At 36.5% G+C, this 19,914-nt stretch carries 18 protein-coding genes; 7 read left to right on the top strand and 11 right to left on the bottom strand.

Going from position 1 to position 19,914, the window contains the following annotated elements:
* Window positions 1–15 precede the first annotated feature (15 nt).
* The gene (rpiB, locus tag B9Y84_RS05990) at window positions 16–444 is read left to right on the top strand and encodes a ribose 5-phosphate isomerase B (RefSeq protein ID WP_085516195.1); all 429 of its coding nucleotides are present in this window, start codon (window positions 16–18) and stop codon (window positions 442–444) included.
* Between the two features lie 45 nt (window positions 445–489).
* Here the strand turns inward: rpiB and B9Y84_RS05995 are convergent, their stop codons facing one another.
* The 8 genes from B9Y84_RS05995 to B9Y84_RS06030 form a co-directional block, all read right to left on the bottom strand.
* Entirely contained in the window at window positions 490–1,236 is a 747-nt protein-coding gene (locus B9Y84_RS05995; protein WP_085516196.1) for an outer membrane lipoprotein-sorting protein, read from the bottom strand.
* A complete protein-coding gene (locus tag B9Y84_RS06000) occupies window positions 1,233–2,507 on the bottom strand; it encodes an ABC transporter permease (RefSeq protein WP_085516197.1) in 1,275 nt (424 codons plus the stop codon). The genes B9Y84_RS05995 and B9Y84_RS06000 overlap by 4 nt, the downstream gene beginning before the upstream one ends.
* Window positions 2,504–3,667 (bottom strand): ABC transporter permease, encoded by a 1,164-nt coding sequence (locus B9Y84_RS06005; protein WP_085516198.1) that lies wholly within the window; start codon window positions 3,665–3,667, stop codon window positions 2,504–2,506. Before B9Y84_RS06005 ends, B9Y84_RS06000 begins: the two co-directional genes overlap by 4 nt.
* Window positions 3,668–3,762: 95 nt before the next feature.
* Window positions 3,763–4,470 (bottom strand): ABC transporter ATP-binding protein, encoded by a 708-nt coding sequence (locus tag B9Y84_RS06010; protein WP_085516199.1) that lies wholly within the window; start codon window positions 4,468–4,470, stop codon window positions 3,763–3,765.
* Window positions 4,471–4,582: 112 nt separating this feature from the next.
* On the bottom strand, window positions 4,583–5,701 hold the full coding sequence (locus tag B9Y84_RS06015) for a hypothetical protein (RefSeq protein WP_085516200.1): 1,119 nt from the start codon (window positions 5,699–5,701) through the stop codon (window positions 4,583–4,585).
* A gap of 3 nt (window positions 5,702–5,704) precedes the next feature.
* Window positions 5,705–6,274, bottom strand: coding sequence for a TetR/AcrR family transcriptional regulator (locus B9Y84_RS06020; protein WP_085516201.1), 570 nt, complete (start codon window positions 6,272–6,274; stop codon window positions 5,705–5,707).
* A gap of 91 nt (window positions 6,275–6,365) precedes the next feature.
* Complete coding sequence (locus tag B9Y84_RS06025; protein WP_139827954.1) at window positions 6,366–6,983, bottom strand: hypothetical protein; 618 nt, start codon at window positions 6,981–6,983, stop codon at window positions 6,366–6,368.
* 17 nt (window positions 6,984–7,000) lie between these two features.
* Window positions 7,001–8,335, bottom strand: a complete 1,335-nt coding sequence (locus B9Y84_RS06030; RefSeq protein ID WP_085516203.1) for a GntP family permease — start codon at window positions 8,333–8,335, stop codon at window positions 7,001–7,003.
* 146 nt (window positions 8,336–8,481) lie between these two features.
* Here B9Y84_RS06030 and B9Y84_RS06035 point away from each other — a divergent pair, with 146 nt between their 5' ends.
* On the top strand, window positions 8,482–9,603 hold the full coding sequence (locus B9Y84_RS06035; RefSeq protein WP_085516204.1) for a glycerate kinase: 1,122 nt from the start codon (window positions 8,482–8,484) through the stop codon (window positions 9,601–9,603).
* On the opposite strand, the gene B9Y84_RS06040 is transcribed toward B9Y84_RS06035, so the two are convergent.
* On the bottom strand, window positions 9,584–10,456 hold the full coding sequence (locus B9Y84_RS06040) for an AraC family transcriptional regulator (protein ID WP_085516492.1): 873 nt from the start codon (window positions 10,454–10,456) through the stop codon (window positions 9,584–9,586). The genes B9Y84_RS06035 and B9Y84_RS06040 overlap by 20 nt on opposite strands.
* A 166-nt stretch (window positions 10,457–10,622) precedes the next feature.
* Between B9Y84_RS06040 and B9Y84_RS06045 the strand changes: the two genes are divergently transcribed.
* A complete protein-coding gene (locus B9Y84_RS06045) occupies window positions 10,623–11,225 on the top strand; it encodes a DUF3244 domain-containing protein (protein ID WP_085516205.1) in 603 nt (200 codons plus the stop codon).
* A gap of 111 nt (window positions 11,226–11,336) precedes the next feature.
* Here the strand turns inward: B9Y84_RS06045 and B9Y84_RS06050 are convergent, their stop codons facing one another.
* Window positions 11,337–12,023, bottom strand: a complete 687-nt coding sequence (locus B9Y84_RS06050) for a DUF6962 family protein (protein ID WP_085516206.1) — start codon at window positions 12,021–12,023, stop codon at window positions 11,337–11,339.
* A 146-nt stretch (window positions 12,024–12,169) separates the two neighbouring features.
* Between B9Y84_RS06050 and B9Y84_RS06055 the strand changes: the two genes are divergently transcribed.
* The 4 genes from B9Y84_RS06055 (at window position 12,170) to B9Y84_RS06075 (ending at window position 19,217) form a co-directional block, all read left to right on the top strand.
* Window positions 12,170–13,393 carry a sensor histidine kinase gene (locus tag B9Y84_RS06055; RefSeq protein WP_085516207.1) on the top strand — a complete coding sequence of 408 codons (1,224 nt, stop codon included), beginning with the start codon at window positions 12,170–12,172 and terminating at the stop codon, window positions 13,391–13,393.
* A 94-nt stretch (window positions 13,394–13,487) separates the two neighbouring features.
* Entirely contained in the window at window positions 13,488–13,838 is a 351-nt protein-coding gene (locus B9Y84_RS06060; RefSeq protein ID WP_085516208.1) for a hypothetical protein, read from the top strand.
* A 135-nt stretch (window positions 13,839–13,973) separates the two neighbouring features.
* The gene (gene secDF / locus B9Y84_RS06065; protein ID WP_085516209.1) at window positions 13,974–16,970 is read left to right on the top strand and encodes a protein translocase subunit SecDF; all 2,997 of its coding nucleotides are present in this window, start codon (window positions 13,974–13,976) and stop codon (window positions 16,968–16,970) included.
* Window positions 16,971–17,672: 702 nt separating this feature from the next.
* The gene (locus B9Y84_RS06075; RefSeq protein ID WP_085516211.1) at window positions 17,673–19,217 is read left to right on the top strand and encodes an MFS transporter; all 1,545 of its coding nucleotides are present in this window, start codon (window positions 17,673–17,675) and stop codon (window positions 19,215–19,217) included.
* Window positions 19,218–19,299: 82 nt separating this feature from the next.
* Here the strand turns inward: B9Y84_RS06075 and B9Y84_RS06080 are convergent, their stop codons facing one another.
* A complete protein-coding gene (locus tag B9Y84_RS06080) occupies window positions 19,300–19,830 on the bottom strand; it encodes a PH domain-containing protein (RefSeq protein WP_139827955.1) in 531 nt (176 codons plus the stop codon).
* Window positions 19,831–19,914 lie beyond the last annotated feature (84 nt).

Consider the following 19,914-nt stretch of genomic DNA (forward strand, 5'->3'; position numbering starts at 1 on the left):
CTTACTAAAAACAAGATGAAATTAGCAATAGGTGGCGATCATGCCGGATTTGAATACAAAAAACAATTAGTTGAATTCCTTAAGAAAGAAGGACATGAAGTAAAAGATTTTGGCCCGGATACAGATGCCTCTGTTGATTATCCTGATCATGTACATCCTTTATCAGAAGCTGTTGAAAAAGGAGAGTATGAATTAGGAATATTAATTTGCGGAAGTGCGAATGGAGTCGCAATGACTGCAAATAAGCATCAGGGAATTCGAGCAGGTATTGCTTGGGAAGATGAACTAGCTGCACTTACTCGTCAGCATAATAATGCAAATATCATTTGTATCCCAGCTCGTTTTATTGATTATGATAAAACGCAATCGATTGTCAATACCTTTTTAAATACAGAGTTTGAAGGTGGCAGACATGGAAGAAGAGTGGATAAGATTAGTTGCTAAACATGTATAGAGTCTAACTTAATCCAAATGTTAGACTCTATTTCATCACCTCTTCAAGGAAGCCTTATTAAAAATATAATCTGGAATTTCTGGATTAAACTGAATATCAAGCACGATAAAGTCAGTGCCTTCTCCGCTCATTAACATATCTTTATAATTGATTTTTGTGGGGTACCATCGCCCATCGATTTCTTTTACATCCTCCAACCTAATTCTTTTTAATAATTGCCCACTTTTGGCAAAGAGATCTTCTTTTAGTGGTACAAAGCGTTCAGTATCTACCCAGGTTTTTCTTGTTTGATAGCTAACATCTTCTACAATCGCATTTAGTTCAAGCACATAGCAAGTGCGATCACCAATTTTTTCTTCTCCAATAATTGTCGCCTCATATATTTCCTTCAATTCTCTGTCTTCCATCATATCTTCATAAGATAGATCAGACCCCATCACAGATTGTCTTAACATATGCCCAGACAATTGAATAGTCCTGTCTGTAGATGGATTATAAATCCATAATTTATCCTCTAATTTTAGCATTTTTGTGCCTTTTTCTCTTTCAGGAGAGAGGTACTCAGTAAATGATTTCTCATTTCCTTCCGCATATCCTTTTGATACAATTTCTCTGGTATTCCGCTTTCCTCTAATGACCATTTTAGATTCAGTAATAGTGGAGTTAGCGTTCATATTGTCTTTAACTTTATCCAATACTTGATCTGCCGTAATTTGAGCTTGGGTAAAGAAGCTAAGCAAAATTAAAAATCCAATCAGTGATATTTTTAGCAAGGTTTTCATACTTCCAATTCTTTAAATAAGTGAGCGGTTTCTCTTTTGTAAATTCCCATGCCAGATAGCATATTGCCTAAAACCATAGCTACTAAACCAGGAATAAAGCCAATATATAATTGACTTGGAATAATTTTAGCCCGTATGGTAGACGGCATGATCATACTGGACTGATTTAATAAATCACTGATGTCAAGACCAACTTCCTGCATATAATAAGTAGCGATCAGACCAAAAAGGGTTCCAATGATGCTTCCGATTGCTCCTATCAAAATGGCTTCAATGATCGATTTTCTGTAGATACTACCTTTAGATTCTCCTAATGCGAGGCGTATTCCATATTCCTTATATCTTCTGAGTCCACCTAATAAACCGGTATTCCATAGCACTACCGACATTGCTAAAATCAGCACTGTTACAATGATTTGTGACATATAATTACTGTATGCCAAGATCTCACCTAATCCATTTTGATCCTCTAAACTTTGCATTTCAGGAGCAAATTCATCCCCACTTTTTTCATATTGAGCATTAAAATTTTTGACGATGTCTTCAGCACTTTCACTTTGATACTGCTCATTATTGAAAAAGCCTAATATTTCAGTAGCCCCATTTTCCATATTGAGGATTTGCTGCGCATCTGATATATCCATGATAACTGCACCCCTGTCAAAACCAATGTTCCCGAATTTCACGGTTCCGGAAATGGTGTAATTCTGAAATGCCATGCTACCATACATAGTACCGCCAACATAGGTGATTTCGTCTCCGATATCTATTTCTAATTTATCTGCAAAATCATTTGAAATCAGCACCTCTCCATTTTTGGTGGGTATAGTTCCTTTTATAATTGAGTTCCTGATATTTAATCGGTCTAATTCCTGACTATTTTCTGAAAGAAGAGAAACAGCCATCACCGCAGCGGGGCCTTGACTTCTACTATTGCCATCATCATCAGGAACATCTAACAGACCGCCAAACTTTATCCTTTGAACCCACCGCATATTGGGATATTCAGCCTGTAACTCATCCTTTAGTTTGTCCGTTTCCAAAAGAGCCAAATCTATTGGTAACTGATCCTTATTTTGCGCATAGGCTTTGCTCATTATTTTGACATGGCCAGTTTCAAATCGGGCGTTTTGCTGAATTACATCTTGAAAAACGCCTCCTAAATAACCGCTTAAAAATACCGTTAAAGTAACCCCTAATGCCACAATGATTATGGGTAAAAGGCTTCTGTTCTTATCTCTTACTATTCCTTTTAAAATAAACTGTATCATTGGACTTTTCCTTTAAGTGCATCAACAGGATCCATTTTTGCTATATTCCTCGATGGAATGAAACTAACAATTGTTGCGGATAATACCACCAGTGCGATAGTACCCATGATAAGCCCGATAGTGAAGGCAGGGTATATGCGCTGCGCGATTGTAACCCCCATATCTTGCTGTGTAACATAATCAGGCATCCCTATGCCATAGGTTGAAAAATACCAAAATATTGGAATGCCAATTATTGTACCTACTATGCTAGCCAAAATGCTATACATACTTCCTTCCACTGTAAATAACTGAACGACTTGCCAGCGTGTCATCCCCAATGCAATATAGGTTCCTATTTCTTTTTGCCTTCTAAAAATCGATAGCACTTGAGTATCAAAAATAGCGAGCAAGGCTATTCCTAAGAGTAGAAAGTACAGGATGGAACTACTAGCGCTTTTCATTTCAATAATTTCCTGTAACTGCTTTAACAATTCTGCTTGTGATTTATAATACCACTTGTCCACAGGCGAATGAGAATATTTTTCACTTGCTATAAAGTAGGTAGCCTCTCCCTTTAACCCGGTCATGTTCCACAGCCTCTCAATAGGTATCCAAATCTGACCTGCATCAACAGAAGTTACATCGGTTTCAAAAATTTCAATGATTGTAATTTCTGTGGCATCAAAGGTTCCATTTTTATCTCGCCACCTTAACAGAAGTTGATCTCCAACTTCCAGTTTATTGGATGAGGCCATTCGTTTTCCGATCAAAGCAGGAATGTTGGCATCGGACTTGGCGAATGCTTCAGTTGGCAATTCTAATATTTTCTGATCTGAATCTATACCTTTCATCAAAATAGAAACCATTCTTCCTTCAGGATAAAGTGAAGCTTGCTGGATCAAAACAGCTGTTAAATTTTCACTTAGGGGAGTATTTAATTTTCCATGTGCTTCGTTTATGGAAAAGGGGTCAAGCGGATCGTAATCTTGATGCCGTAATTGACCATGGCCATATTCCCATTTTATACTTTCTCTCTGTGCTTGTAAATTCCAGCCATCGAGGTAAGCATTGAAAAATATAATAACAATAAAAGTGAAAGCCAGAATTCCAACATTTAACCAGCTGCGCAAACCCGCACCGACTAAATTCTTATATGCTAATTGAAATGCAAGTTTCATGTGTATAGTGTTTGTTTTTAAAATGTCACATGGAATTCCCATAAATCTATTCATCCCTCGGTTGGTAAATTAGGGAATCTAGATTTATGCTCATTTCATGACTTTGGATTTTGAGCGGTTATGATTTCATCTTTTTCAACCTCACCACCTTTCAAGTGAATGATCCTATTCAAATATTGCATTACCTTTTCATCATGAGTGGAAAACAAAAAAGTAGTACCCAGTTCCTCGTTGAGCTTCTTCATGGTCTGAATGATTGCGTGCGCATTGGTGGCATCCAAATTGGCCGTGGGTTCATCTGCCAAAACAATTTTAGGTTCTTTCACCATAGCTCTGGCAATAGCGACTCTTTGCCCTTCTCCACCTGAAAGTTTTGAGGGTTTTTTATTAGGAATATTTTCCAGACCCACCCATTCCAATGCTTGCATCACTGCTTTTCTTCTCTCTTCCTTGCTTTTGTTTTGCAAGAGTAAAGCGAATTCTACATTCTCAAATACCGTATAGACCGGCAATAAATTATAGACCTGAAAAATAAAACCTAAATGCAGATTTCTCAATTGAGCCGATTCTTTATGACTTAATTCTGCTACGTTTTTATCCATCACCCAGGCATTTCCACTACTTGGCTGATCTAAAGAACCAATGATATTCAGCAGTGTGGTTTTACCAGAACCACTAGGACCAACTATACCACTAAATTCTCCTTCTTGAAATTCAAGATTAATGTTTTTAAGTGCAACAAATTCCCCTTCTCCTTCAGGAAATTTCTTGGTGACATTTTCAATTTTGATGATAGGTTCCATAAGCGTTTATTTAGAATCTAATAATTAATTTCAAAAAAAATTATTATTTGGTACTGAATATGAAATAGCTAAAAAATTATCTCATGTAATTGCCTAATAGGCTCTATTTAATTTAGTGATTATAGACCAGCATAATGCGAATACCTGGCCCTGAAAAGTTATTGACTAATTCATTTTGTTGAATCCCCTGAAATCCAGATGGATTATAATATGTCATTAAATAGCCTATGATTTTCTTGAATTGATGCTGATAATTTAGAAAGAAGGTAGTGCTTTCCGTTTCCCAGCTGTAATAGGCTAATCCGCTTAAGCTATCAAAAAATCCTAAAGGATAACTTAAACTGGTAGCCGTGATATTAGCATAGTTATCAGAAAAGCCACTATCACTATTCCCAATTAATAGATGCTCAGTAATGACTGTGAGTCCATTACCTAAGCCTAATGTATAATCAGCTCCGAGATTTATCAGATTTTGATTTGTCAATGCCCCTATGTTTTGCGCTTTACGAATATAAGTAGATTCCAACCAAAGTCCGACTACCCAATCTAATTTGACATCTACTGCCCATCTGTTTTCAGCAATATTGTTGAACGAATTATCATTTAAAAAATCACTAGCATCGGCTTTTCTATGGTGATAAGTAAAGCCGATTTCTCCAGTGAGCAGTGGGAGTTGAACACGCCCTCCAAATTCAGGTGCTTTTTCATTTGTAGCAACAGCATCAAAACCCCTTCTCTTGTTGTTTCCATAAAGGCCCCATAGCCAGATATTGGCGTTATTCGGAAAATAATAATTGCCCATAATGCCATACACTCCGTTGGTCAAAGCGAGAGGATCCCGTGGGTCAATTTGGTTGAACCACTGTAATGGTCTGAGCAAAGTGGCCACCCCAAAGTCTAGCTTCTGCAAACCCACCCTCACCTGATAATTTTGGCCAGCATAGCGAGCCCAGAGTCGGTAAGGGGTTAAATTTCCATCAGTTATATTATCATCAAATGGATTAGTCAGAATAGATCCACTAATATTAGCAGAAGCAAGGAAATCAAAACTCCTTCCCGAATCTAATGCATGAGAATAGTTAATTTCGGGAATATAACGTCCGCCAAGAAAAATTGAATATTCATTGTCGGGACTGTAATTACCAAATGCTGAAATCTGACCATCCCAAGAAATCTGACTTTTCAGTAGAAAGGGAAAGAGAATCAGCAATATGATAATGGTGCACTTCATTTTTCATCTTTTGACAAAAATCCCATAGAAAAAGAAATTACTCAATTCCATTATGGCTTCATCCATGCTCTTGAACATTTTTAGGAAATTTTCATCCTGCATTTTGGACTTAATTACTTCCATCATTTCAATAATAAATTCAGGTTTCAGATCGGCTCTAACCCAACCCTCTTTTTTTGCTTTCTCAAAATCCGCGATCAACGCTTTGTACGATTTTAAGGTATGCTTCTGAATGAGTTCACTAAGTGCTGATCCGTCTTCCTTAAAGATTTCGTTAATGAAATCTTTGCTTATATTTTTGGACTCTTGGTGTTTGAGATATAAAATCTCACTAATTTTTTCAGGAAATCCTTTGTTCTGACTCATCACGGCTGAATATCGCCTCAAATTATCTTCTAAAATGGCCTCCAAAATCTCCTCTGCAGCATGCTCTTTATTCACGAATCGCCTGTAGAAGGTCATTTTACTTACCCCTGCCTGCTCGCAAATTTCCTCAACTGTTACCTTTTTTAGACCATGCTTCCAAAATAAAGATTTGGCACTTTCTAATATTGCTTTTTGGCTTTTCGTCATCTATAATGTTACTATTTATTAATTATGTTGCGATAATAGTAACAATTTACGAATTAGTAACGCTATTGGTTCTGCATTTTGACTTGTTTTTTTACAGCGAACTGATGACCCTTCGTACCATAGGTTTTCTGATGCCTTTTTTGGATTCAAAGTATTCTTCTAATTCGGAATTGCTTAGCTGATGAGATTTTATTAATCCCTTCATTATTGTTTTTAGATAGTGCTCATTAGGTGGGTTAAGCTCATCAAGTAGGAATCCTTTATTCGTAAAGTTTAAGATGGGGGCACGATTTTCTTCACCTAAACAGAGCAGATTACCGTACCAGCTATTCTCTTTTGCCATCAAGGATTTTTGATTGCGTACTTTTTCAAAATCGATTTTGATGGTTTCATCAGTGGCATTTTCTTGTTGCACTACTTCTAAGAATTGTTCTCGAGTGATTAAGTACATATTACCAAAGGTTTTTACTTTATCATCTCTATCTGGATTAATAAAACAAACTCCTCCACCGTTCCATGCTGATGCACTTTTGGCGAAATACATTTCATGCGGGATTTGTATAGGTTTTTGATCTAAAGGGAGAGTTGTATCGTTACACCCAAGATAAGTGCGAGTAGCGCCTTCCGGCTTCCCACCTTGAATGTAGCACAGAAATCTTTCTTCAGAAATATTAGAGCCGTAACTGGCATACCAAATATAATCTTTCATCTCAGACATTTTAATTATTATAAAAGCAAAAACAGAAGCATTACAAGTAACATAGAAGTCACAGAAAGCAACATAGTACTAATACTAAAAGTTTTAAGAGCTTGTTTCACACTCATGCCACTAAACTCTTTTACCACCCAAAAATAGGAATCATTGCTGTGACTTACCATCATGGCACCGGAGCCAATGGCTAGTACTAAGAGAGAAGTGCCCATCACAGTATCTAAAGAGGAGCCTGGAATTAGTGGCGCCACGATGGCACTCACAATAATCATGGCCGAGGTGCTGGAACCTTGGGCGGTTTTGATAAAAAATGCCATTAGGTAGGCGATAATCAAAATCATGAAAGGACCTTGCGTTTGAAAATTAATGTTTTCAATCAACAGATCTGAAAATGCGCTTTCTTTAATTACTTGTCCATAAGAGCCACCCAATCCCGTTATTACTAATATTGGGCCTGCTTGCAGAATAGCTTTTTTGATCAATTCTGATTTTGGATCTTCAGATTGCTTTTTTAGTAAGATTAGACCAATCAAAACTCCTATTGCCAAAGCGATGATAGGGTTGCCTATTACTTCTATACTATTGAGAATAATATTATCGGATTTGACTATCCCCAAAATGCTACTGATAGCAATTAGGATTATGGGGATAATTAAAGGCAAGATTATAACAGTGGGAAGCGCATTCGCAGGATGATTAAATTGCGCTGTTTCCGTGTCACTGCTCAGTGTATTTCGAGAAACGAATCGTGCATAAAGGCTCAATATCAGAATAAGAAAAATACTAATCCCAATTCCTAGTAAAAAGATCAGTCCGAGCTGGTCGGCTACTCCAAAGTTCCCCATTACGGCTAGTGGACCAGGAGTAGGGGGTATTAAATTATGGGCAATGTATAATGAGGAGGCGATGGTTACTGATGTGGAAACACGGCTGACTTTAGCCTGACTAGCTAGTGTCTTGCTGAAATCAGAAAGGATAATATAGGCTACATCACAGAAAACGGGGATTCCAATTAGGCCACCTAAAGAGCTCAAGAGCAAAAAAGGTCTGTTTAAGCCGAAAATTTTTATAAATAAAGTAGATAAATACTTTATAGACTGCAGTTCTTCTAAAATTACTGCTAAAACACATCCCAGCAGAATCAGGATACCAATGTTAGACAACATATTGCCGAAACCAAGCGCAACTATCTCTACAGATTGTGTCACTTGAAATCCTAATCCTACAGCAGTGAAAAGCGCTACGGTGAATAAGACTAATGCTGGATGCATTTTGAAACGCGCAGTTCCTAGGATAATCAAAGTGATCGAAAGCACAATCCAGAAAATAATCGTGTAAAAGTCAGCCATGTTTCTTAAATTGAATAGTACCAATTAGGCAATTAGACGTATTGATCATTTGTATTTACTTGAAAATGAGCACCAAGTCACAATACTATTTTTAATGTAATTTTAGATTTTGATTCGATGAAGATAAAGAATAATTTACACTTCCTATGAAAATTTTGATCGCTCCAGATAAGTTTAAGCACAGTTTAACTGCAGAGGAAGTCTGTGAAATCATCTCAGAGACATTGTTGGAGCATTCTCCTAAGCTAGAGATAGAGTGTCTGCCCATGGCAGATGGTGGTGAAGGATCAGCTGAAATTTTGGCTTTGCAGCAAAAAGCAGAGCCTGTTGAAATTGAAGTTCATGACCCGCTGATGCGGAAAATTAAAGCCCATTATTTCATTACAGGTAAAACTGCCTATATTGAAATGGCGGTTGCTTCCGGTTTGCAACTACTGAAAGCAGAAGAGCAAAATGTTTTACAAACCACTTCTTTTGGGACAGGGGAATTGATTAAGGATGCAATTAAAGAAGGGTGCCTAAATATTGTCCTCTGTATTGGTGGTAGTGCCACAAGCGATGGTGGAGTCGGAATGGCAAATGCGCTAGGCTTTCGATTTCTTGATGAGAATGGCGATGCATTTCTACCTACGGCTTACAGCTTGGATAAGATTACATCTATTGAACCGCCAGAAAATAATATTTTGAAAGGAATTAACTTCTCTGTCTTAACTGATGTGAATAATCCATTAACAGGTAAAAATGGAGCTACTTATCAGTATGCCATTCAGAAAGGAGCTACGGAAAGGGATTTACCTATTTTAGATGATGGCATGAAGCATTTGAAGAACCTGATTAAAGAGCAGCATTCTTTTAATATTGATCAGTTTCCAGGGGCAGGGGCATCCGGTGGAATGGGAGGAGGCTCAACCTTCTTCCTTCATGCAGCTTTACATTCTGGTATCAGCTATATAGCAGAAGCTCTTAATTTAGATGATAAGGTAAAAAATGCTGATTACATTATTTCCGGAGAAGGAAAACTTGACGAACAATCCTTTAAGGGAAAAGTGGTTTCTGGGGTACTCAGTTTTTGCCAAAAGCACGGAAAACCGCTGTTTTTAATTATAGGATGCAAAGCCTTTGATTCCACACTGCCGGAACAGATTCACAAAGCGATCAGCTTGACTGATTTAGCAAATAGTCAAGAGGACTCCATGAAAAGAGCAGATCATTGGTTGAGAAAGGCTTCTGAAAAAATATATGCTCATTTTACCGAACCACGCGCCTAATCGCTTTTCTATATTCTGATGGGCTTTTCTCAGTAATTTCTTTGAATTGCCTATTGAAATGAGAGATATTGTTAAATCCACAGGCATAGCAGATATCTGTTATATTTAAATTCCCTTCGGAGAGTAATTTTGAAGCATGCACTATCCTATGTTCATTTACAAAATGAGTGAAAGTCTTATTGGAGATTCTTTTAAAATATCGGCAGAAGGCAGGAACAGTCATTGCTGCTTCAGCTGAAATTTCTTCCAGAGAAATATTTCTCTTGAAATTATCTCGCACAAAATCATATATTAAATTGACTCTTTGTTGGTCCACTGCTTTAGCTTCAATCGAAACTGCCTCAGAATTTAATAAGTAGTAGTCCTTGATTTCTGATAATTCTTTTAGAATGTTAATTAACCCTAATAATCTGTCAAAAGGTTGCTTTTCGACCAGATCTTCGATTTTATCTCCAATTCTCTTTTTTGCATCCCCAGTGAAAACTATTCCCAACTTTGCATTTTCTATTAGCTGTTTTATAGGTTGTATTTCAGGTAGATTTAGAAATACGGGTCCTGGAAAGTCGGCTTTCATTTGAATAATAGTTTCAGATTCATTTTCTGTAAGTCTATCAGTGAAACCATAATGGGGTAAATTAGAGCCGATCAACATTAAATCCCCATCTTGATAATAGGAGATATGGTTTCCTATATGCCTTTTGCCGTTCCCACCTCTGACGAATACCAATTCAATTTCAGGGTGAAAATGCCAAAAAGGCTCTTTATTTGGTCTTGATTGTTCAAATTTCTTAATTAATACTGAACTACCGAAGGTGGGCTCAATTTGTTCGAGTGTAGGCTTGTAAAACTGCATAATGATCATTTAAACGCTAATACCTGTATTATGTTGTTTAATTTTACCTCTTAATAATAATTAGGTAACATAGTGCGGTTAATATAGTATTGATATTGGAAAATCTTAACATAGTTGCTTGCAAAAAAGTGCCCTACATTTGTATTGTACTTAAAACAAAAAGCTTATGAAAAATTCAAAAATTCAAAAAACGGTATTTGCCATAGCATTAGTGGTATTACCATTAATGAGCTTTGCAGATGGTTTTCCATTTGTAAAATTAACAAGCAAAGAGAATAAAATGATCACCTTAAGAGTGGGATCAGCTCAGTCTGAAGTGACTAATATAAGGTTAAAAAATCAATTTGGTCAGGTAGTTTACAGTGAAACTGTAGAAAATGTAAATGGTATCTTGAAGAATTTTGATCTGAAACATTTAGAATCTGGTCACTATAAAATAGAGCTTGAGAATGCTTTAAATATTGAAGTAATGCCGATTACAATCACTTGGGATTCTGTGAGAGTTGCTCATGACCAATTTACCACTGTTCATAAACCGTTTATATCTTTAAAAGAGAATGGGACAGTAGATTTCAATTTCTTGAACTTAAGCACCAAATCAACTTCAGTTATGATTACCAATGAGAAAGGTAATGTTATTTATAAAGAAGATTTGGGTACTAGCTCAGATATAGAAAAGCGATATGATCTTTCTTCTTTGGAAAAAGGAACATATCAAATGATAGTTCAAAGTGGCGATAGGAACTTTAAACAAAGCATCGCTTTATAAATTTAGTATTCAATTAGTCGTTTCCATAGTAGGGCTCGCCATCGGAGGATGGCGGGCTTTTTTTATTCTGAACTATTTTAGATGAGCAGAAATCTTTACTTTTCTATTGGTTTAAGCAGTTTCTTTTGGCTTTGATTGCTCAAGCTTTATTCTTTTGACTCCCCCGTAAATAAAAACTGTAGCAACCGCCATCATAATGTGGCTTAACGACAAGTAGTTAAACCAGCGGTGAATACTAAATTCTGTTGCAAATGCTAAAGCGGATAGGGCTGCAAACCCAATACCTGCCATGATATATTTTGTAGCTTCGTTTTTAGTTTTGAGCAATAATAAGGTTTCAATTGTAAAAACTACAAACATTAACCCATATCCAGAATGGAGCTGAACATAAAAGAAATCTAGTGTAAATAGCACGAGTCCTAAAAAGATTAAAAACTCCACTATGTTGACAATCCCCAATATCTTTACATACTTTTTATTTAGGACAATTCTAGTATGTTCAATTGCACCTCTTTCAATTAGCATAATGGCGAACATACTGATGATCCATCCGATTAGTTTCCAGGTTTTGGTAAATTCGTAATAAAAGGCATGTCCAATAATACCCCCGAAAGTGGTAGCCAGACCCATAATTAGAAAGTAATATTTGAAATAAGTGAACACTTTTCCTTGCTTACTAGATACGGTCATTTTATAGAAATATAAGAAGCAAAGAAAGCTTACTACTAAATCGGTGAGTGTCACTATTGGCTCATCTATACGAACACCAAATAATTCAATTTGCACAATATTATCCATACTTTATCTATCGAAAAAGTTTAAAAAGGGTTACTAAAAGAATTTTATCCTAACTTTCAACGTTTTAAATTCAATTTTAGCCTAAAGTAATAATGGGGAAGTTTTACCTTATCCATTAAACTTTATAATTTGCCGCAAAAATAGTAATGGTAAACCATTCTGAAAATCCTTTCATGGGCAGTGCTTCTTCCATTTACCAAAGTAAAGCTGCTTTGAAATGGATAGCATTAGCATTTTCACTAATCATTGGTATTGCCTCTGTTCTCTATACCAACAGTATTGTGGAAGAGCTAAAGGAAAGAGAAGAACGTTCTATTGAGCTTTGGGCAAAGACTTTAGAGTATACCAGTGATCCGGACAATAGTGAGAATTTAATCTTCATTTTTCAAGAGATTGTGACTCCCAATAATTCTATTCCGGTAATTGTAACAGATGCGAATGGTAACCCTAGCATTTTTAGAAATATTAAGGTGGATAGCAGCAAAAATGACGAAGCTGCTATGCGGAAGATACTTAAGAATGAGTTAGAAATTATGGAGCAAGAGTATGAACCTATACTAATTACAGGTGCAGAATCTAATGACTCTAGTGACAATCAATACATTTACTATCGAAACTCCGATTTAATTTACCGATTGAAGTATTATCCCTATATCCAGCTTTCTGTAATTGCAGCATTTGTCTTTTTTGGTTACGTTTCATTTTCTTATTCTCGTAAAGCAGAGCAAAATCAAGTTTGGGTAGGGTTGGCTAAAGAAACGGCCCATCAGTTAGGTACTCCACTTTCATCTTTAATGGCTTGGCTGGAAATCATGAAAATGGATGATGATATGAAAGACAAGGAGGTTACTAAAGAACTTGAAAAAGACATTAGCAAACTGGAATTAATAACCTCGCGGTTTTCAAGTATAGGCTCTGTTCCAGTTCTAAGAGATGAAAATATATCTAAGATTATTCAATCTACTGTTAGTTATTTGCAAAAGAGGACATCAAAGAAAGTGATAATAAACTTCATCTCTAAGGATGATTTAGTAACTGCAGATATCAATAAGCCACTTTTTGATTGGGTGATAGAAAATTTATGTAAGAATGCTATTGATGCCATGAGTGGCGAAGGTGAAATCACCATAACGTTAAAAGAAGGGAAATATGGTGATGCATTAATTGATATTAAAGATACAGGAAAAGGAATTCCTTCCAGTAAAATTAAAGAAATCTTTCAGCCTGGATTTTCAACGAAGAAAAGGGGATGGGGGCTTGGCTTGACATTAGCCAAAAGGATAATTGAAAACTACCATAATGGGAAAATTACAGTGAAGGAATCAGTAGTCAACTTAGGAACTACTTTCAGGATCATTTTAAAGAGATAATATTGATCGGGTCTAGCGAATATTCTCAATTCATCTTCATTTGAAATAATTATATTGAGTTTCCTTAAATTTAATTACATTTGCATCCCTAAGAATGAAAAGAAAAAATAACATACAATCTATTAAGCAGACGGGCAGTCTAATATTTGGGCTTGCCATGGCTATGTTATTGTTTTTTCAGCAGCCTTATGCCAATAAGAATCTTGATAAGGCTGAGAAAACCGAACAAAGTGATAAGGAAGAGCCGCAATCGGAATACCGCATTATGGCTTATGATGTGCTATTGCCTGTTATGCAATTCAATCTGTTCCATTCATTTGACTTATTATTAGAAATACCTAATCCCCATAAAGAAGATTTCACACTCTTTGAAAGCGTTGAAAGAGCGTATCATAATTACTTTCAGACCTTATTTAGGCTTATTATTTCTCCTAATGCGCCCTAATATTAGGGTATAATATCTTGAAGATGTGGGCTCCTCACATCATTAATAAACCAAATCAATTTATAATTAATCAAATCATGACATCTTGATTGTATCAATCAGGGTTTTGTGAAATCAATTCAAATAATAATCAAAATGAAGAACAAAGGATTTATAGTGTTTATGACAGCAGTAGTTACATTATTATGTATCTATTATTTGTCATTTACATTCGTTTCGAATGGCATTAAAGAAGATGCTACTGCACAAGCTACCGATGAAGCTGGGAATATCGATTATACAAAAAGACAAAACTACTTAGATTCAGTATACAATGTGCCTGTTTATAACCTTTTAGGAGTTGAGTTCACCTACAAGGAAGTTCAGGATATGGAATTGAATTTAGGGCTAGATTTGCAAGGTGGTATGCACGTGACTTTAGAGGTGTCTCCAGTAGATATCATTAAAGGACTTAGCGGCAACAATGAAGATGAAGCACTAATCACTGCTTTAGAAACTGCCAGAGAAAGACAAAAAACGAGTCAAGGGACATTTGTCGATTTGTTTTATCAGGCATTTAAAGAGGCCAATCCTGATAAAAAATTAAGTGAATTTTTTGCTACTTCTGCCAATAGAGATAGAATTAGTTTTCAAACAGATGATAGCGAAGTCTTAAGAATCATCCGCTCAGAAGTAGATGATGCGATCGATCGTTCTTTCAATATTTTGAGAACAAGGATTGACCGATTTGGTACTTCTCAGCCAAATATTCAAAAGCTAGAGAATACTGGCAGAATTCAAATTGAATTACCAGGTGTTGATAATCCTGAAAGAGTTAGAAAACTATTACAAGGTGTTGCCAAGTTGGAATTTTTACAAGTAGTGGAACTCAATGAGGTTTCTGACGCACTTACTGCGGCAAATCAACTGATAGTAGCAGAGCAAAAAGCAAATCAGAAAAATGAATTAGGTTCTGGTGATTCAACTGAAACATCTGAAGAAGAAAGTGGAAATCTAGCTGACCTTTTACAAGATGAAGATGCAGATTCTACAGTTACTGAAGGACAAGCAGCTGATTCTGCAGATTCTAATTTAGACTCTCTGGAAAATGCTCAAAACGTATCCCCGCTTTTTAGTTTAACCAAAAGCCAACGTGATTTGGTTTACGAAGTCAAGGATACTGCTAAAATCAATGATATCGTTCAAAGAGAGGATATCCAAGCTTTATTCCCACGAAATACAAGACTTTTATGGGATGTAAAGCCTCGAAAATTGGATGATGGAACTGAGCTATTGGAGCTTTATGTAGTGAGAACCCAAAGAGGAAACCAAGCGCTATTAACAGGAGAGGTAGTGAATGATGCGAGACAAACATTTGATGATGTTGGTCAGCCAGCTGTTGATATGAGCATGGATCCAACTGGAGCGAGAAAGTGGGCTAAAATCACTAGAGAAAATATCAACAATCAAATAGCAATTGTGCTAGATAACTATGTGTATTCTGCCCCAGTTGTAAATCAAGAAATCCCTAATGGTAAATCTGTTATATCAGGTAATTTCACCATGGAAGAAGCTAAAGATTTAGCTAATATTCTAAAAGCAGGTTCATTGCCAGCACCGACAAGAATTGTGGAAGAAGCGATCATTGGCCCAACTTTAGGGAAAGAAGCGAGAGCACAAGGTATAATCTCTATTGTAGCTGGTTTAGGAATGGTTTTAATCTTCATGATCGCTTATTATGCTAAGGGAGGTTTGATTGCAAACATTGCTTTGGTATTTAACATCTTCTTTATCTTAGGAATTTTAGCCCAATTAAATGCGGCACTAACCTTACCGGGTATTGCGGGTATTGTACTGACCATCGGTATGTCGATTGATGCCAACGTACTGATTTTTGAGCGTATTCGAGAAGAAATGAGAGCAGGCTCTCCTTTATTAAAGGCAATCACAGCGGGTTATTCAAAAGCGTACAGCTCTATTGTGGATGCTAACGTAACGACTTTCCTAACAGGAGCTATTTTATATTGGTTAGGTCAAGGTCCGGTAAAAGGTTTTGCAATTACGCTGATGATCGGTATCGCATGTTCATTTTTCTCTGCTGTATTCATTACAAGAGTACTTGTGAGCTGGTTGAGTAAGAAAGGTGACGAAAGTAAAATTTCATTTGCGACTCCATTTTCTAAAAACTTATTGAATAACATCTCTTTTAACTTTATGAGCAAAAGGAAAATGGCTTATATCGGTTCAGGGATAGTGATTGTAATCGGTATTGTATTAATGGTGACTAAGGGATTGACCTTAGGTGTTGATTTCACTGGTGGTCGTTCGTATGTAGTGAGATTTGCTGAACAAGTAGAAACTACTAGCCTTAAAGTAGCATTAGATGGTACATTAGAAGATGCTGGAACTGAAGTGAAAACTTACGGAGCTAACAATATTTTAAAAGTGACTACTTCCTACTTGGTAAATGAAGAATCTACGGAAGCAGATAACACAGTGAAAACAAAGATTATTGAAGGGATTGCTTCAGCAACTGGAATGAGCTATGTGGAAACAGAAACGGCAATGGGGGATAATAACTTCACTATTAGTGGATCTTCTAAAGTAGGAGCAACTATTGCAGATGATATAAGGAATTCATCTCAAGAGTCTGTGATCTTTGCACTGATTGCAATCTTTATCTATATTTTAATCCGATTTAGAAGATGGCAGTTTGGTTTGGGTGCTGTAGTAGCCTTGTTCCATGATACATTATTTGTATTATCGGCTTTTGCCATTGCAAAGCTACTTGGATTCTCATTCGAGATTGATCAAGTATTTATAGCAGCTATTTTGACTGTCATTGGTTATTCCATTAACGATACTGTGGTTGTATTTGATAGAATTAGAGAAACTTTGGGGATACAATCTAAGGCTTCTAATGAAGAAACTTTCAATACTGCAATCAATAATACCATCAGCAGAACATTGATGACTTCAATAACCACTTTATTGGTAATCTTGATTCTATTCATATTTGGTGGTGAAGTTTTAAGAGGCTTCTCTTTTGCTTTATTGGTGGGTATCTTAGTAGGTACTTATTCTTCTATCTTTATCGCAACGCCTGTAGTGCTGGATTTAGCGAAGAAAAATAAGAAAGCAGTTGAGGCTTAATTAACTATTAATAATTTTTGAATAACGGATTGGGCTATTGCTCAATCCGTTTTTTTTTGGCTACTGATAATTCTACATAAATAAGTATTCCAACTATTGCTATTTCCCCTATAAAGTAGATTAAACCCAAAAGCGTGAGTTCCTGCCTAAATAATGCAATTAGAATTGAAGTACAAATGCAATATAGAAAGTTTGCTACTGCAATAGCTATAAGAAATGGCCTCCAATTGCGTTTTAAAAATAAATAACAGCTAAAAGAGTAGATACAAAATATCAATGCAGTGATGGCCAATGGCCTCAAAATTTCTTTTGGCATTCCGAAATAGTGCTGAAAATTAGACAGTACCACTCCTAAAAGGAAAGCAGTAAAAAAGGCTCCGAGAGCATCAATAAGGAATAACTTTGGTGTGAATTGAAGTGTTTTTCGTAAAAGCATAAGACAGTAGTTAATTGTTAAGGTTGCATAATCGATTTCTCAATTTAAGCCAGAATCATGCTTAAACTAGCAATGTGCATCGTCTAAAACGGAAACTGTAGAGGAAAGACGTATAATAGTCTTGTCTTGTTTAAATTTCACAGGGCTCCATACTGTATTATTGCTGGAGAATAGCAGATTTTGAAGGGGTGTTCATTTGCTAAGCTTTTAAAAAAGGGAGAGCCTCACTAAGAAATAATTGCTAACTTGATCCAAAACAATGTATAATGGCCAAAGAGCATCATTATGGACTAAGCAGTAGTACGGGGAAATGGACATTAGGCGCTTGCATCATTGCCAGCTCCATGGCATTTATCGATACCTCGGCACTTAATGTGGTGCTCCCTTCACTTCAAGAGGATTTGAATGCTACTGGCACTGATTTATTCTGGGTATTGAATAGTTACCTCGTGATGCTATCGTCACTCATTATTGTGGGGGGAAGTTTAGGAGATAAGTTGGGTCGAGTAAAGATATTTCAATGGGGTATTATTCTTTTTACAGTATCATCAATATTGTGTGGAATCTCTACCTCTATTGATCAACTTATTTGGTTTAGGATATTGCAAGGTACTGGTGGAGCTTTTATGATTCCGGGCAGCTTGGCTATTATCTCTGCCACATTTTCTGATCAGGAAAAGGGCAAAGCAATTGGTACTTGGTCAGCAGCCACTGTTTTAGTTACCATGGGAGGACCCATTTTAGGAGGGGCATTGGCGGATATAGGGCTTTGGCGCTTGATATTTTTTATAAATGTCCCACTTGGCGTTATTTGCGCTATCGTTTTATATCTCAAGGTGCCCGAAAGTAAAGCACCAGAAAACAAACATCGAATCGATTGGAAAGGAGCCTTTTTCTTGGCTTTTAGCTTGGCAACCTTCACATTTGGATTTCTCAATATACCTGAACTAGGGATTTCAGATGTGAAGTCATTCATTCCACTAATAATTGGTGTTATTTCATTCCTGTTATTTCTCTACGTAGAAAAAAGAGTGAATGCTCCCATGATGCCGCTGGGAATCTTCAAAAATATGACTTTCTCTGGAGTGAATCTTCTTACCTTCTTTTTGTATGCAGGACTTAGTGCCGTTATGCTTTTTCTATCCCTAAATATGATTCAGATACAAGGCTACACTCAAATGCAAGCTGGCTTGACATTTTTACCTTTTACCATTTTAATGGCATTGATTGCAAGAAGGGTAGGTTCACTATCAGATAAATGGGGAGCCCGGAATTTTTTGATTGGTGGCCCCATCGTAACTGCAGTTGGCTTTTTGGCGTTGGGTCTTGTAGGAAAAACCTCTGGCATTGAGGAGTTCTGGGGCACTTTTTTTCCTGGTATATTGCTGTTTGGCTTAGGGATGTCTTTAACAGTTGTTCCCCTGACTTCCACCGTCATGCAGTCCATCGGCAATGACCGGGCTGGAATTGCTTCTGGTGTTAATAATAGTATTACTAGAATTTCAGGAACCTTTATTAATGCGGTTTTGGGTGCAGGAGCCGTCTACTTTTTTAGTTTGTTGGTAAGCAATGAGATAGAAACTCTTCAAGTTTCAAAGCAAATAGCCAATAGTATTATTGAAGAATCTATAAATTTTGGAGAAGCTAAAGTTCCTTCTGATGTAGCATCAAATAACATTGGAGCAGTAGAGCAAATCTACACTAGCAGCTTCATTACTGCTTACAGATGGGTATGCTATATTTCGGCAGTTATGGCATTTCTTGCCTCAGGGTTTGCTTTTTTCATGGTAAAAGAACCTTCAAAGAAGTAAGTTTTTGTTTTGTGAAACAGATATTACTATCAGTAGCGAGTGAAAGGGAACTCATTTAACTGTTATGCTGCTTTTTATTTTCTTAGTAAATAGCGGGCCAAAGCGTATATTTTTTCTGATTTACTTCAAAAGGGAAATCCTCTGTACTGATAACAATTGAACTAATCGTAAACTCTTGATTATCCTCTGTTTTAATTTTGATGTAAGAGTAATTCGACCAAGGGGTCAGTATTCTGAATTTACCATCTTCATTTCGTTTTTTGGAGAGGGCTAAATGCTCGGTGAATTCTAGTGATTCTAAATTATATTGATATGTTTGGTCTTGATCAATAGTGATTTTTCCAGCCTCATCATCTATAAATACCCTTAAGTCTTTGCTGTTCCAATAGTGTGAAATATGAATAATCAAGGTAGGGAGACATCCTAAAACGACAAACATACCTATATTAAAAAGCGGCCCTACTATGAAAGATTCCTCCCAGCTGTAGCCCTTAAGATAATAGGCAATGGGAATAGAGATGAGCATAAAAATAGGCATCAGAAACAGGTTCCTCTTTAAATATTTCAGGGAGTGAAGGATTTGGGCTGTATTGCTTTGGTATGATTTGCTCAATTCATCGGTGATTAGACAGCAGGAATTAGATTGAAGTGCAAATGTAAGTCTGCTAAGTCAAAATAAAATTTAAAAATGACGGCT

The organism is Marivirga sericea, from assembly GCF_900177665.1.
Lineage (GTDB): Bacteria > Bacteroidota > Bacteroidia > Cytophagales > Cyclobacteriaceae > Marivirga > Marivirga sericea.